Raw genomic sequence first — 15304 nt, forward strand, 5'->3', positions numbered from 1 at the left:
GTTGAATTGAAAAGAATTTGCCTCGATTAGAGGCAGCCTGGTGAGAAAGTGTCTATGAAAGCAGGTCTGTACCAACCAGATGAATTCAAGGATAACTGCGGTTTCGGCCTGATAGCTCATATGCAGGGCGAGCCCAGCCACACCCTTTTGCAAACGGCCATTGAGGCCCTGACCTGCATGACCCACCGTGGTGGGATCAACGCCGACGGCAAGACCGGCGACGGTTGTGGCTTGCTGATTCAAAAACCCGACGAGTTCCTGCGTGCCATAGCCCAGGAAACGTTTGGCGTGACCCTGCCCAAGCAGTACGCCGTGGGCATGGTGTTCTTCAATCAGGACCCGGTGAAGGCCCAAGCGGCTCGCGAGAACATGAATCGCGAGATCCTGGCCGCTGGCCTGCAACTGGTCGGCTGGCGCAAAGTGCCGATCGACACCAGTGTCCTCGGCCGCCTGGCGCTCGAGCGCCTGCCGCAGATCGAACAGGTGTTCATCGCCGGCGAAGGCCTGAGCGACCAGGACATGTCGATCAAGCTGTTCAGCTCCCGTCGTCGTTCGTCCGTGGCCAATGCCGCCGACACCGATCACTACATCTGCAGCTTTTCCCACAAGACCATTATCTACAAAGGCCTGATGATGCCGGCGGACCTCACCGCCTTCTATCCGGACCTGAGCGACGAGCGCCTGAAAACCGCGATCTGCGTGTTCCACCAGCGCTTCTCCACCAACACCCTGCCGAAATGGCCGCTGGCCCAGCCATTCCGCTTCCTCGCCCACAACGGCGAGATCAACACCATCACCGGCAACCGCAACTGGGCCGTGGCCCGTCGCACCAAGTTCGCCAACGACCTGATGCCCGACCTCGAAGAACTCGGCCCGCTGGTCAACCGCGTGGGCTCGGACTCCTCGAGCATGGACAACATGCTGGAACTGATGGTGACCGGTGGTATCGACCTGTTCCGTGGCGTGCGCATGCTCGTGCCGCCGGCGTGGCAGAACGTCGAGACCATGGACCCGGACCTGCGCGCCTTCTACGAATACAACTCCATGCACATGGAGCCGTGGGATGGCCCGGCCGGCATCGTCATGACCGACGGTCGCTACGCCGTATGCCTGCTGGACCGTAACGGCCTGCGTCCGGCGCGTTGGGTCACCACCACCAACGGGTTCATCACCCTGGCGTCGGAAATCGGCGTCTGGAACTATCAGCCTGAAGACGTCATCGCCAAGGGCCGCGTAGGCCCGGGCCAGATCTTTGCCGTGGACACCGAGACCGGCCAGATCCTCGACACCGACGCCATCGACAACCGCCTCAAGTCCCGTCATCCGTACAAGCAATGGCTGCGCAAGAATGCCCTGCGCATCCAGGCGACCATGGAAGACAACGACCACGGTTCGGCGTTCTACGACGTCGACCAGCTCAAGCAGTACATGAAGATGTACCAGGTGACGTTCGAAGAGCGTGACCAGGTGCTGCGTCCGCTGGGCGAGCAAGGCTACGAAGCGGTCGGCTCCATGGGTGACGACACGCCGATGGCCGTGCTATCGCAGCGCGTGCGCACGCCGTACGACTATTTCCGCCAGCAGTTCGCCCAGGTGACCAACCCACCGATCGACCCGCTGCGCGAAGCGATCGTGATGTCCCTGGAAATCTGCCTCGGTGCCGAGCGCAACATTTTCCAGGAGTCGCCGGAACACGCCTCGCGGGTGATCCTCAGCTCGCCGGTCATTTCCCCGGCCAAGTGGCGCTCGTTGACCAACCTCGATCGCCCGGGCTTTGCGCGCCAGGTCATCGACCTGAACTACGACGAAAGCGTCGGCCTGGAAGCGGCGATCCGCAACGTTGCCGATCAGGCTGAAGAAGCCGCGCGCGCCGGTCGTACCCAGATCGTGCTGAGCGACCGTCATATCGCGCCGGGCAAGCTGCCGATCCACGCCTCGCTGGCCACCGGCGCGGTGCACCATCGCCTGACCGAAAAAGGCCTGCGCTGCGACTCCAACATCCTGGTAGAGACCGCCACCGCCCGCGATCCGCATCACTTCGCGGTGCTGATCGGTTTCGGTGCCTCGGCGGTGTATCCGTTCCTGGCCTATGAAGTGCTGGGCGACCTGATCCGTACCGGTGAAGTGCTGGGCGACCTCTATGAGGTGTTCAAGAACTACCGCAAGGGCATCACCAAGGGCCTGCTCAAGATCCTGTCGAAGATGGGTATCTCGACCATCGCCTCGTACCGTGGCGCGCAACTGTTCGAGGCCATCGGCCTGTCGGAAGAAGTCTGCGAGCTGAGCTTCCGTGGCGTGCCGAGCCGCATCAAAGGTGCGCGTTTCGTCGACATTGAAGCCGAACAGAAAGCCCTGGCGGCCGAAGCCTGGAGCCCGCGCAAGCCGATCCAGCAAGGCGGCCTGTTGAAGTTCGTCCATGGTGGCGAGTACCACGCCTACAACCCGGACGTGGTCAGCACCTTGCAAGCCGCCGTGCAGCAGGGCGACTACAGCAAGTTCAAGGAATACACCTCGCTGGTGGACAACCGTCCGGTGTCCATGATCCGCGACCTGCTCAAGGTCAAGACCCTCGACACGCCGCTGGACATCAGTGAAATAGAGCCGCTGGAATCGGTGCTCAAGCGCTTCGATTCGGCGGGTATTTCCCTGGGCGCCTTGTCCCCGGAAGCCCACGAAGCCCTGGCCGAAGCCATGAACCGCCTCGGTGCGCGTTCCAACTCCGGTGAAGGCGGCGAAGACCCGGCGCGCTACGGCACCATCAAGAGCTCGAAAATCAAGCAGGTGGCGACCGGCCGCTTCGGTGTGACGCCGGAATACCTGGTCAACGCTGAAGTGCTGCAGATCAAGGTTGCCCAGGGCGCCAAGCCCGGCGAAGGCGGCCAGCTGCCCGGCGGCAAAGTCAACGGCCTGATCGCCAAGCTGCGCTACGCGGTACCCGGCGTGACCCTGATCTCGCCGCCGCCGCACCACGACATCTACTCGATCGAAGACTTGTCGCAACTGATCTTCGACCTCAAGCAGGTGAACCCGAAGGCGCTGGTCTCGGTGAAACTGGTGGCGGAAGCCGGCGTTGGCACCATCGCGGCCGGCGTGGCCAAGGCCTATGCCGACCTGATCACCATCTCCGGCTACGACGGCGGCACCGGCGCATCGCCGCTGACCTCGATCAAGTACGCTGGCGCGCCGTGGGAACTGGGCCTGGCCGAAACTCACCAGACCCTGCGCGGCAACGATTTGCGCGGCAAGGTCCGGGTGCAGACCGACGGTGGCCTGAAAACCGGCCTGGACGTGATCAAGGCCGCCATCCTCGGCGCCGAGAGCTTCGGCTTCGGCACAGCGCCGATGATCGCCCTGGGCTGCAAATACCTGCGCATCTGCCATCTGAACAACTGCGCCACCGGCGTGGCGACCCAGAACGACAAGCTGCGCAAGGACCACTACATCGGTACCGTCGACATGGTGGTGAATTTCTTCACCTACGTGGCCGAAGAGACCCGTGAGTGGCTGGCGAAGCTGGGCGTACGCTCGCTTGAAGAGCTGATCGGCCGTACCGATCTGCTGGAAGTGATCGAAGGCCAGACCGCCAAGCAGCATCACCTGGACCTGACCCCATTGCTGGGCAGCGATTACATTCCGGCAGACAAGCCACAGTTCTGCCAGGTCGAGCGCAACCCGCCATTCGACAAGGGTGAGCTGGCCGAGAAGATGGTCGACATGGCCGCTGCGGCGATCAACGACCTGAGCGGTGCCGAGTTCGACCTGGATATCTGCAACTGCGACCGTTCCATCGGCGCACGGATCTCCGGCGAAATCGCGCGCAAGCACGGCAACCAGGGCATGGCCAAGGCGCCGGTCACCTTCCGCTTCAAGGGCACCGCAGGCCAGAGCTTCGGCGTCTGGAACGCCGGCGGCCTGAACATGTACCTGGAAGGCGATGCCAACGACTACGTGGGCAAGGGCATGACCGGCGGCAAGCTGGTCATCGTTCCGCCCAAGGGCAGCGTCTACAAGACCCAGGACAGTGCCATTATCGGCAACACCTGCCTCTACGGCGCCACGGGCGGCAAGCTGTTCGCCGCCGGCACCGCGGGCGAGCGTTTTGCCGTGCGTAACTCCGGGGCCCACACTGTGGTGGAAGGCACCGGCGATCACTGCTGCGAGTACATGACCGGTGGTTTTGTCTGCGTGCTGGGCAAGACCGGTTATAACTTCGGCTCAGGCATGACCGGCGGTTTCGCCTACGTGCTCGACCAGGACAACACCTTCGTTGACCGGGTCAACCACGAACTGGTGGAAATCCAGCGGATCAGCGGCGAGGCGATGGAAGCCTATCGCAGCCACCTGCAAAACGTGCTGAACGAGTACGTCGCGGAAACCGACAGCGAGTGGGGTCGTGAACTCGCCGAGAACCTCGATGACTACTTGCGCCGTTTCTGGCTGGTCAAGCCCAAGGCTGCCAACCTGAAATCGTTGCTTTCCAGCACTCGTGCCAACCCGCAGTGATATGCGCCTGAAGAGTTTGATGAGGTTTTAACAATGGCTGAACGTCTGAATAACGACTTCCAGTTCATCGATGTCGGGCGCAAGGATCCGAAGAAGAAACTGTTGCGTCAACGCAAGAAAGAGTTCGTGGAAATCTACGAGCCTTTCAAACCCCAGCAGTCGGCCGACCAGGCCCACCGCTGCCTGGGCTGCGGTAACCCGTATTGCGAATGGAAGTGCCCGGTGCACAACTTCATTCCCAACTGGCTGAAACTGGTGGCCGAGGGCAACATCCTCCAGGCCGCCGAGCTGTCCCACCAGACCAACACCCTGCCGGAAGTCTGTGGCCGGGTGTGCCCGCAGGATCGCCTGTGCGAAGGTGCGTGCACCCTCAACGACGGTTTTGGCGCGGTGACCATCGGTTCGGTGGAGAAGTACATCACCGACACCGCGTTCGCCATGGGCTGGCGTCCGGACATGTCCAAGGTCAAGCCGACCGGCAAGCGCGTGGCGATCATTGGTGCCGGCCCGGCGGGCCTGGGCTGTGCCGACGTGCTGGTGCGTGGTGGCGTGACCCCGGTGGTGTTCGACAAGAACCCGGAAATCGGCGGTCTGCTGACCTTCGGCATCCCCGAGTTCAAGCTGGAAAAGACGGTGCTGAGCAATCGTCGCGAAGTCTTCACCGGCATGGGCATCGAGTTCCGCCTGAACACCGAGGTGGGCAAGGACGTGACCATGGAGCAACTGCTCGAAGAATACGATGCGGTCTTCATGGGCATGGGCACCTACACCTACATGAAGGGCGGCTTTGCCGGTGAGGACCTGCCAGGCGTCTACGACGCACTCGACTTCCTGATCGCCAACGTCAACCGCAACCTGGGCTTTGAAAAGTCGCCGGAAGATTTCGTCGACATGAAAGGCAAGAAGGTCGTGGTGCTCGGCGGTGGCGACACGGCGATGGACTGCAACCGTACGTCGATTCGCCAGGGCGCCAAGTCGGTGACCTGTGCCTACCGTCGCGACGAAGCCAATATGCCCGGCTCGCGCAAAGAGGTGAAGAACGCCAAGGAAGAAGGCGTGAAGTTCCTCTACAACCGCCAGCCGATCGCCATTGTCGGTGAAGACAAGGTCGAAGGCGTGAAAGTGGTCGAGACCCGTCTCGGCGAACCGGACGCCCGCGGCCGTCGCAGCCCCGAGCCGATTCCCGGTTCCGAAGAGATCATCCCGGCCGACGCCGTGGTCATCGCCTTCGGCTTCCGCCCAAGCCCGGCCCCGTGGTTCGAGCAGTTCAGCATCCAGACCGACAGCCAGGGCCGCGTCGTGGCGCCGGAGCAGGGCCAGTACAAGCACCAGACCAGCAACCCGAAGATCTTCGCCGGTGGCGACATGGTCCGCGGTTCCGACCTGGTGGTGACGGCGATCTTCGAAGGCCGCAATGCAGCGGAAGGGATCCTGGATTACCTGCAAGTCTGACCAGGCGACACAACCCCCTGTGGGAGCGAGCTTTGTGGGAGCAAAGCTTGCTCGCGATCCAGACGCCTCGGTCCTCAAGAGACCGCGGTGTTTTCATCGCGGGCAAGCCTTGCTCCCACAAAAAAAGCTCCCACAGGTGTTTTGTGGTGTTGCGAAAGTTGTGCTGCCCCGCGACAAATTGCCCCGATAGATAAAAGGCACGGCTCTTGCCGTGCCTTTTGCGTCGCGCTCTGAGAAAATGCCCGCACTTTTTTTCCGGATGCCGACATGACTGCCCTGAAGAACGACCGTTTCCTTCGCGCCCTGCTCAAGCAACCCGTGGACGTCACCCCCGTATGGATGATGCGCCAGGCCGGTCGCTACCTGCCGGAATACCGTGCCAGCCGCGCCAAGGCCGGTGACTTCATGAGCCTGTGCATGAACCCACAGTTCGCCTGCGAAGTGACGATGCAGCCGCTGGATCGGTATCCGCAGCTGGACGCGGCCATCCTGTTCTCCGACATCCTGACCATTCCCGATGCCATGGGCCAAGGCCTGTACTTCGAGACCGGCGAAGGCCCGCGCTTCAAGAAAGTCATCAGCACCCTGGCCGACATCGAGGCCCTGCCGATTCCCGATCCACAGAAAGACCTGGGCTACGTCATGGACGCGGTCAGCACCATTCGCCGCGAGCTCAATGGTCGTGTGCCGCTGATCGGTTTCTCTGGCAGCCCATGGACCCTGGCCACCTACATGGTCGAAGGCGGCTCGTCGAAGGACTTTCGCAAGACCAAGGCAATGCTCTACGACAACCCGCAGGCCATGCACCTGTTGCTGGACAAACTGGCCCAGTCGGTCACGTCCTACCTCAACGGCCAGATCCTGGCCGGTGCGCAAGCGGTACAGATCTTCGACACCTGGGGCGGCAACCTGTCGGCGGCGGCGTACCAGGAATTCTCCCTGGCCTACATGCGCAAGATCGTCAGCGGCCTGATCCGCGAGCACGAGGGACGCAAAGTCCCGGTGATCCTGTTCACCAAGAACGGCGGCCTGTGGCTGGAAAGCATCGCCGATGTCGGCGCCGACGCCCTGGGCCTGGATTGGACCTGCGACATCGGCAACGCTCGTGAGCGCGTCGGTCACAAGGTCGCCCTGCAAGGCAACATGGACCCGACCGTGCTCTACGCCAAGCCTGAAGCCATTCGTGCTGAAGTTGGGCGCATCCTGGCCAGCTACGGCAGTGGCAGCGGCCATGTGTTCAACCTCGGCCATGGCATCACCCCGGAAGTCGACCCCGAACACGCCGGCGCCTTCCTGCGGGCGGTGCATGAGTTGTCGGCGCAATATCACGTCTGATTGCGGCCCCTGTCACCCAGCCTGTCCGGACCTGTGCCGGACAGGCTTTTTTATGCGCGCTTGTTTAACGATCCGACCTAAAGCAGCCAATTGCTTCTTTTGGGTGTGTTTGTTTGTCTTTGGTTGATAGTTATTTCTGTTCGTAAGATGTTTCTCTAGTTATGTAGGGGAAATCGATTCAGAGATCATTCCTTCTATGTTGAGAGATTTATCCTACATAGGGAGTGTTCGACTTTCTATAAGGTTCCGGTCACTTGCAAGGGTGTGCGCTGAGCGTTCTGGCGCACCTTTCAAGAGGACGGTGATCCCGTCTTTCATTTTGATGACTAGTCTGGAACTTATATGAAGAATAACTTCAACAAGAGCAATCTATTAACGGGGTGTGCGTCCTCATTAGTTCTGCTGTCGGCCATGGCGGCATCCCAAGGCGCGCTTGCCCACGGTTTCGTCGAAGTACCGCCTTCCCGTGCGTTGTTGTGCCAGCAAGGCGTCAACCAAAACTGCGGCGGCGCGCAATACGAGCCACAGAGTACCGGTGAAACCTTCAAGGGTTTCCCTAATGGTGTAGGCGGTGCGCCGCTGCAGGGTCCTATCGACGGCAAAATCGCCAGCGGCGGCATTGCCCGGTTTTCTGCACTTGATGCGCAGTCGGCCACACGCTGGCACCTGACTGAAATCAGGGACCGCAACTTTGCCTTTCAATGGCAATACTCCGCCGCGCACCCTGCGACCAAACACGAATACTTCATTACTCGCGATGGGTGGAATCCAAACGAAGCGCTCAAGCGTGCCTCGTTCGATAGCGCGCCGTTCTGTACGGTGGACGGCGGTAATCAAGTCCCGGTCGGTGGTGCCAAGCACAACTGCGTCATTCCCGACAGCAAGTCGGGCCATCACGTCATCCTGGCGGTCTGGACGGTTGGTGATACCGACAATGCATTCTACGCCCCGGCGGATGTGAACATTCTCGCCGAAGCCGCATTGCCGGGCGGCTGGCAGTCGGTGGGCAGCATTGCGCCATCGACCCCATTGCTGGTGGGTGACAAGGTCAAGGCCCGGGCGTTCTCCGCGACCGGTGAAAGTGCCGAATACAGCGTAGAAATCAGCATCGACAACGCCGAGGAAGGCAAGCCTGAGAACTGGTCGTTCAAACTGGCCGAAGCCATCAACAAGGCCCATACATTGATTCGTGCAGGTGTTCGTGACGAGGAGGGCAATATCACGCCGGTCAATGGCGCCAACAGCCTGTACGCCCAGGACGAAAGCGGCGTGAAGCGCTATGAAGTGCAACTGGACATGAAGGAAGACGCTGGCGCCAGCATGGAGATTTCTTCCCTGCAGCCAGAATACGTACTCGACAAAGGTCGGGTCAGCATGGCCTTCACCGCGCAGACGAACCGCAGGATGAACCTCGAAGCCACGCTGTTCGATGAGAAGAACAAGCAGGTCGGTGTCGTTAGTCAGACCGTGGGTGAAGGCAGCACCGGCCTGAACCTGGACGTGCGCAGCGCCCCAGGCGCCCATACCCTGACGCTGGTGGGGACCACCGAAGACGGCCGCACCACGCGCCAGGACACCCAAGCGGTCACCCTGGCCGGTGAAGGCGCAGGCATCGAGTACGACTTCGTCTTCCCAGAAGGCATCACCGACTACACCGCCGGTACGAAAGTGCTGCAACCCAAGACTGACGAAGTCTTCGAGTGCAAGCCGTTCCCGGCGTCCGGCTTCTGCAAGCAGTACAGCCCGACAGCGAACGGTTTCGAGCCGGGAGTCGGTGCGTCCTGGCAGAGCGCCTGGGACAAGCTGTAAGTCCTGACAGGCATGGCCCCAGGCGATCCGCACGGGTTGCCTGGGGCCTTCATACGAGCGCGTAGTGATGTCTATCAATTACTCCAGGCGACGGGTGCTGCTGCACTGGGTGTCGGCGGCCATTATCTTATGGGCGTTGGTGTCCGGTTTTTATGTGGCGTTCAACCCGGTGTCAGCTTCAACCCAACAGTGGGTCGGCTCACTCAATGTGTCGCTGACCACGCTGTTCATTCCATTTTTCGTGTGGCGGGCCTGCCTGTTTTTCGGCGCGCTGGAAGCCCGTGGAACCGCGTCTTCATTTACACAGTGGCTAGCCCTGGCGGTACACACGCTGATCTACCTGGTCATTGGCATCGTGCTGGTGACTGGTGTGCTGATGATGAAAAACGCCATCAGTATCTTCGGCATTGTTCACATCCCCCAGCCACTGGGCGATCCGGCACTGATCGAACTCGCCAACACTCTCCACACCTTGTCTTGTGCGGGGCTTTCGGTGCTGGTCGCGCTGCATCTGTGCGCTGTGCTCTGGCATGAGTTTTCCGGACGCCGGGTGGTACGGCGAATGTCCTTCGCCAAGCCTGCGGGCACGATCCAGAGCGCACAACGGTGAGCCTGTCTTTTCGGGTCGGCAGCCGTCTGCCGAAGCTGCTGCTGGTGCTCCTGCCGCTGCTGTACGGGATCTTCCTGGCCGGGCAAGAGTGGCGCTTTCGCCAGGCATTGGGCCGTGATGTGCCCGTGCTGACCAACCCACCGGTGGCTCCTGTTCGCGACCTGCCCAACGTCCAAGCCGTGGCCACGGTGCTAGGCCTGGCACCTGAAGGTGCCCACGCCCCGAGCGCCGAACCGATTACGTTGCAAGCCAGCTTTGTCGCCGACCAAGGCTTGTCCCGGGCATTGCTCGCGGACGCTGCCGGCCCGCGCATTTATCAGGTGGGTGAGCGCTTGCCCGGTGGCAGCGTGCTGCGCCGGGTCGAGGCCAGCCATGTGACGTTGTGGCGCAACGGACGTGAAGAACGGTTGGCCCTGCAACACGCGGTCAAGCCCTTGCTACGCCGGTTGGAGCTCGAAGACGGGCGCCATGCCGCGCTGCATTCCTCGCAATACCTACGCCCGGTGGCCGGGCAATCAGAGTGATCGAATTCATGAACAGCTTTATCCGGGGCGGTGTTTCGCGCGTCCTGTTCTGCCTGGCCGTGTCCTGCCCAGTGGCGTTCTCCGGTTCGCTGCAGGCCGAGGAGACCCAATGGCAACTGGCGATGAACAATGCGGAACTGCGCGACGTGGTCGAGGAGTTCTCGGCGATCCTGGGCAAGACCGTGGTGCTTGATCCGCGGGTGTCCGGGCGCATTACGGTGATGTCCCGCCAGGCGCTGGACCGCGAAGGCGTGCGTCGGTTGTTTTATTCGGTACTCGATGCACACAACTTCACTGTGATCGACGAGGGCGAGCGGATCCTGATCACCCCGGTCAGCGAGGCCAAGACGCGCGCTGGAATCACTGATGCGAAGAGCACCACACCGTCGCAGTTCGTCACCCGGGTCATCGATCTGCAATCGAGCATTGCCGCCGACATCGCCGGGCTGGTCCGGCCCTTGGTATCGGCCAATGGTTACGTCGGCCCTTCGGTATCGTCCAACGCGCTGGTGGTCACCGACACGGCTGCCAATGCCCAGCGCATTGCCGACGTGGTTCGGCAGTTGGACTCAGGGCGCAACCGCAATCATGTGGTGGTGCGGTTGCGGCATGCCCAGGCCGGGGATATCGCACCGTTGATGGAAGCCTCCGGTGGCAAGCGCGAGGGCGATATGGCGGGCCTGGTGATCGCCGATGCCCGCAGCAATCGCCTGGTGGTCATCGGCGCACCGGCGGTGCGTCAGCGCTTGGTCGACCTGGCTCGGACCCTCGACGTCCCTGCCGTCGTATCCCAGGACAACGCCCGGGTCATCCGTCTGCGCCATAGCGATGCCAAGCAATTGGCTGAGGTGCTGGAAGGCGTCGGGCAGGATAAAAAAACCACGCCGACCCTGGCCGGCCAGCGGGACATTGCCGCCACCCGCCCGTTCATGATCAAGGCCGATGAAAGCCAGAATGCCCTGGTGCTGATCGCCGATCCGGCCCAGGTCCGCACCATCGAAAACATCGTCCGTGAACTCGATCAACCTCGGGCCCAGGTGCTTATCCACGCGGCCATCGTGGAGGTTTCCGGGGACATTACCGAAGCCTTGGGCGTGCAGTGGGGCCTCGACAGAGGCAGCGCGACCGGGTTCATCAACTTCCCGGGAACCGACATCCCGATCATCGGCAACCTGAACCTCAGCGAACTTGATAAAGGACCGGAAGGCGCGATCCTGCGGCTGGGCGGCGACCGCTTCAGTGCGCTGATCTCGGCGTTGGCGAGCAATACCCACAGCAACCTGCTGTCCACACCCAGCCTGCTGACCCTGGATAACCAGGAGGCGGAAATCATCGTGGGCCAGAACGTCCCGTTCAAGACCGGCTCCTACGCCACCAGCGGTAACGGTGCGGACAATCCGTTCACCACCGTCGAACGCAAGGACGTCGGCATCAGCCTCAAGGTCAAGCCGTACATCAACGAAGGCTCGACCTTGCGCCTTGAGGTCGAGCAGGAAGTCTCGGACATCGCGCCGTCGGTCTCCGGTGTGGACTCCTCGGACCTGATCACCAACAAGCGGGCCTTGAAGAGCACGATCCTGGCGGACGATGGCGAGATCATCGTGATCGGCGGCCTGATCCGCGACAGTGTCCGTACCCAGCAAAGCGGTGTGCCGTTGCTGCGCAGTATTCCGTACCTGGGCGCGCTGTTTCGCTGGAACCGCGACACCCAGACCAAAAGCAACCTGATGGTATTCCTGCGCCCGACCATCGTGCGCAGCAACGAAGACCTCGCCGAGGTGAGCCGCCAGCGTTATGACGCGCTCCGGGACCTGAGCAAGCCGGGCTCGCGGAAAAACAATTCGCTGCTGCTGCCGCGGGACGCTCGCCAGTTGTTCGAATCCTCCCCGCAAGCGCCGTCGGCCGACCCGCGCCCACAGCGCTCCGGTGAACTGTGAGCGAGCCGTTGCCCTTTGGTTTCGCCAGGCGCCTGGGCGTGCTGCTGGAAGGCGAGGGGCCGACCTTGAGCCTGGTCATGCGCCGCGATACACCCTTGACCGCCGTGGCCGAAGTGCAACGTCTGTGCGGTCGGGATTTACCTATCCAGGTACTGGAGCCGGCGGCGTTCGCCGCGCGCCTGGCCTGTGTCTATCGCCAGGGCCAGAGCGCCGCCGAACAGGTCGCCCAAGGCCTGGACGAGGAACTGGACCTGCTCAGCCTGGCCGACCAGATGCCGCAGACCACCGACCTGCTGGAGCAACAGGGCGATGCGCCGATCATCCGGCTGATCAATGCCTTGCTCAGCGAGGCCGTCCGTGAACACGCGTCGGACGTGCACCTGGAAACGTTCGAACAGTACCTGTCGGTGCGCATGCGCATCGACGGTCAGTTGCAGGAAATGCTCCGTCCGCGCCGGGAACTGGCGAGTCTGCTGGTGTCGCGAATCAAGGTCATGGCGCGCCTGGACATCGCCGAGAAACGCGTGCCCCAGGACGGCCGAATGGCCTTGCGCCTGGCCGGGCACGAAGTCGATGTGCGGGTCTCGACGCTGCCTTCGGCCCATGGCGAGCGCGTGGTGCTGCGCCTGCTCGACAAGCAGGCCGGGCGCTTGGAGCTACAGCGCCTGGGCCTGCCCGACGACACCCTGGCCGGCCTGCGCCAGTTGCTTGGCAAGCCCCACGGCATCGTGTTGGTCACCGGGCCCACGGGGTCGGGGAAAACCACCAGCCTGTACGCGGCGTTGAGCAGCATCAACGACCAGAGCCGCAACATCCTCACCGTCGAAGATCCGATCGAATATCACCTGCCGGGCATCGGCCAGATGCCGGTCAACCCGAAAGTCGACATGACCTTCGCCCGTGGTTTGCGGGCCATTTTGCGCCAGGACCCGGACGTGGTGATGGTCGGCGAAATACGTGATCGCGACACCGCCGAAATCGCCGTCCAGGCGTCGCTGACCGGGCACCTGGTGCTCTCGACCCTGCACACCAACACCGCCGTCGGCGCGGTCACGCGGCTGGTGGACATGGGCGTGGATGGCTATCTGCTGGCGTCGTCCCTGGCCGGCGTCGTCGCCCAGCGCTTATTGCGCAGCCTGTGCCCGTCCTGCAAGACGCCTTATGTGGCCGACGCCGCTACGTGTCGGCGTCTGGGCCTCGACGCCGATGCCGCGCCCCGATTGTTCAAGGCCCAGGGCTGCGAGCACTGCCAGAAGGGTTATCGCGGACGCTTCGGCATCTATGAGCTGGTGAATGTCAGCGCCGCCCTGTCGCAGTTGATTCATCAGGGCGCCACCGAGCAGGCGCTGGCCGCCGAGGCGCGCAAGACCTCCCGCAGCCTGTTTCAGGACGGCCGCCAGCGGGTGCTGCAAGGTCTGACCAGCGTCGACGAACTGCTGCGCATCACCCAGGAGGATTAGCACCGTGCCGACCTTCGACTATCGGGCCGAAGACGCCCAGGGCCGCCGCTGCAAGGGTCGTGTGGAAGCCGACAGCCCGCGCCATGCTCGCCAGTTGCTGCGCGAGCGCGGCTTGCTGCCCAGCGAACTGGCTGCAGCCAAGGAACCGCGAACCCTGGGCGGGCGGCATGCCGGAACGCGTTTGAGCCCGGCAGATCTGGCGTTGCTGACATTGCAGCTGTCCACCTTGATCCAGGCCGGCCTGCCCCTCGAAGAGTCCCTGGGAGCGGTGGCGCAACAGAGCCAGAAACGCCGCGTCGCCCACCTGCTGGCGGCGGTGCGCAGCCGGGTGATGGAAGGCCATGCGTTGGCGACGGCCCTGAGGGCCTTTCCCCAGGCGTTCCCCGAGCTGTTCTGCGCCACGGTCGCGGCGGGCGAGCAATCCGGGCACCTGGGGCAAGTGTTGGAGCAGCTGGCGAGCTACACCCAGGCGCGCCAGGCCTCGCGCCAGCGTATTCAGCTGGCGTTGGTGTACCCGCTGATCCTGATGCTGGCCTGTGTCGCGATTGTTGGTTTCCTGCTGGGTTACGTGGTGCCGGATGTGGTGAAGATTTTCATCGACAGCGGCCAGCCGTTGCCCTGGCTGACCCAGGCGTTGATCGCCGTGAGCGATGGCTTGCGCCGCTATGGCTTGCTGCTGCTCGGTGCGCTGGCCGGGCTGCTCGGGCTGTGGCGTTGGAGCCTGCGCCAACCGGCGTGGCGCCTGCGCTGGCACCGTGTGTTGCTGCGGCTGCCGGTGTTGAGCGAAGTGCTGCGGGCGATGGAGGCGGCCCGATTCGCCAGCACCCTGGCGATCCTGAGCAAAAGCGCCGTGCCTCTAGTGGATGCCTTGCACATCGCCGCGCAGGTGATCGGCAACCTGACGATCCGCGCCCGCATGGCCGACGTCGCCCGTTCGGTCCGCGAAGGCGGGACCCTGACCCGCGGCCTGGAGCAGGGCGGCGATATCCCGCCGCTGATGCTGCACATGATCGCCAGCGGCGAACGGGCCGGCGAGCTCGACAGCATGCTGGCCCGGGCCGCCGAACAACAGGAAGCCAGCCTCGCGGCGCGTATCGCGCTGGTGGTGAGCCTGTTCGAACCGGCCATGTTGGTGTTGATGGGCGGCGTCGTGCTGCTGATCGTCATGGCCATCCTCCTACCGATCCTGAGCCTCAACCAATTGGTGAATTAACCGATGAAATTTCAAAGCAAACGACCTGCACGCCCTCAACGCGGCTTCACCCTGATCGAAATCATGGTGGTGGTGGTCATCATTGGCGTGCTGGGCGCCATCGTGGTGCCGCAGTTCATGAGCCGACCCGATCAAGCCAAGGCTACGGCCGCCCGCACCGATATCCAGGCGATCGCCACGGCCCTGGAAATGTACCGCCTCGATAACTTCCAGTACCCGTCGACCCAACAAGGCCTGGGGGCGCTGAGCAAACGCCCGTCCGGTACGCCTGCAGCCAGGAACTGGAACCCCCAGGGGTATCTGAAAAGCCTGCCGGTCGATCCCTGGGGTACGCCCTACCAGTACCTCAATCCTGGGCATAAGTCCCTCAACGGTGGCTATGACCTTTATTCGCTGGGCGCCGATGGCGTGTCGGGCGGCGAAGGCATGGCGGCTGACATCGGCAATTGGGCCGAGTGAAC

The 15304-nt window shown here is 62.7% G+C and carries 10 protein-coding genes; all 10 read left to right on the top strand.

Translation table 11 applies throughout. The features are described 5' to 3' along the window. Positions 1–54 precede the first annotated feature (54 nt). The 10 genes from gltB (at position 55) to gspG (ending at position 15302) form a co-directional block, all read left to right on the top strand. Positions 55–4503 (top strand): glutamate synthase large subunit, encoded by a 4449-nt coding sequence (gene gltB / locus LOY50_RS02260; protein WP_253471104.1) that lies wholly within the window; start codon positions 55–57, stop codon positions 4501–4503. A gap of 33 nt (positions 4504–4536) precedes the next feature. After that, positions 4537–5955 carry an FAD-dependent oxidoreductase gene (locus LOY50_RS02265; protein ID WP_003196992.1) on the top strand — a complete coding sequence of 473 codons (1419 nt, stop codon included), beginning with the start codon at positions 4537–4539 and terminating at the stop codon, positions 5953–5955. Positions 5956–6222: 267 nt separating this feature from the next. Next, on the top strand, positions 6223–7290 hold the full coding sequence (gene hemE, locus LOY50_RS02270) for a uroporphyrinogen decarboxylase (protein WP_018603491.1): 1068 nt from the start codon (positions 6223–6225) through the stop codon (positions 7288–7290). A gap of 342 nt (positions 7291–7632) precedes the next feature. After that, complete coding sequence (gbpA, locus tag LOY50_RS02275) at positions 7633–9099, top strand: N-acetylglucosamine-binding protein GbpA (protein ID WP_258690227.1); 1467 nt, start codon at positions 7633–7635, stop codon at positions 9097–9099. Positions 9100–9166: 67 nt separating this feature from the next. Beyond that, positions 9167–9709, top strand: a complete 543-nt coding sequence (locus LOY50_RS02280) for a cytochrome b (protein ID WP_258690228.1) — start codon at positions 9167–9169, stop codon at positions 9707–9709. Continuing rightward, a complete protein-coding gene (locus LOY50_RS02285) occupies positions 9706–10233 on the top strand; it encodes a type II secretion system protein N (RefSeq protein ID WP_253471110.1) in 528 nt (175 codons plus the stop codon). Before LOY50_RS02280 ends, LOY50_RS02285 begins: the two co-directional genes overlap by 4 nt. A gap of 8 nt (positions 10234–10241) precedes the next feature. Next, a complete protein-coding gene (gene gspD, locus LOY50_RS02290; protein ID WP_253471113.1) occupies positions 10242–12170 on the top strand; it encodes a type II secretion system secretin GspD in 1929 nt (642 codons plus the stop codon). Beyond that, positions 12167–13630, top strand: a complete 1464-nt coding sequence (gene gspE / locus LOY50_RS02295; protein ID WP_258690229.1) for a type II secretion system ATPase GspE — start codon at positions 12167–12169, stop codon at positions 13628–13630. The genes gspD and gspE overlap by 4 nt, the downstream gene beginning before the upstream one ends. Positions 13631–13634: 4 nt before the next feature. Further along, complete coding sequence (gene gspF, locus LOY50_RS02300) at positions 13635–14843, top strand: type II secretion system inner membrane protein GspF (RefSeq protein ID WP_258690230.1); 1209 nt, start codon at positions 13635–13637, stop codon at positions 14841–14843. 3 nt (positions 14844–14846) lie between these two features. Beyond that, on the top strand, positions 14847–15302 hold the full coding sequence (gspG, locus tag LOY50_RS02305) for a type II secretion system major pseudopilin GspG (RefSeq protein WP_258690231.1): 456 nt from the start codon (positions 14847–14849) through the stop codon (positions 15300–15302). The last annotated feature ends 2 nt before the right edge of the window (positions 15303–15304 follow it).

Source organism: Pseudomonas sp. B21-010, assembly GCF_024749325.1.
GTDB classification, from domain to species: domain Bacteria; phylum Pseudomonadota; class Gammaproteobacteria; order Pseudomonadales; family Pseudomonadaceae; genus Aquipseudomonas; species Aquipseudomonas kilonensis.

Bases quoted from the DNA above. Each gene is read 5' to 3' on its own strand.
- gltB (WP_253471104.1), top strand. From the start codon at position 55: ATGAAAGCAGGTCTGTACCAACCAGATGAATTCAAGGATAACTGCGGT.
- LOY50_RS02265 (WP_003196992.1), top strand. From the start codon at position 4,537: ATGGCTGAACGTCTGAATAACGACTTCCAGTTCATCGATGTCGGGCGC.
- hemE (WP_018603491.1), top strand. From the start codon at position 6,223: ATGACTGCCCTGAAGAACGACCGTTTCCTTCGCGCCCTGCTCAAGCAA.
- gbpA (WP_258690227.1), top strand. From the start codon at position 7,633: ATGAAGAATAACTTCAACAAGAGCAATCTATTAACGGGGTGTGCGTCC.
- LOY50_RS02280 (WP_258690228.1), top strand. From the start codon at position 9,167: ATGTCTATCAATTACTCCAGGCGACGGGTGCTGCTGCACTGGGTGTCG.
- gspD (WP_253471113.1), top strand. From the start codon at position 10,242: ATGAACAGCTTTATCCGGGGCGGTGTTTCGCGCGTCCTGTTCTGCCTG.
- gspG (WP_258690231.1), top strand. From the start codon at position 14,847: ATGAAATTTCAAAGCAAACGACCTGCACGCCCTCAACGCGGCTTCACC.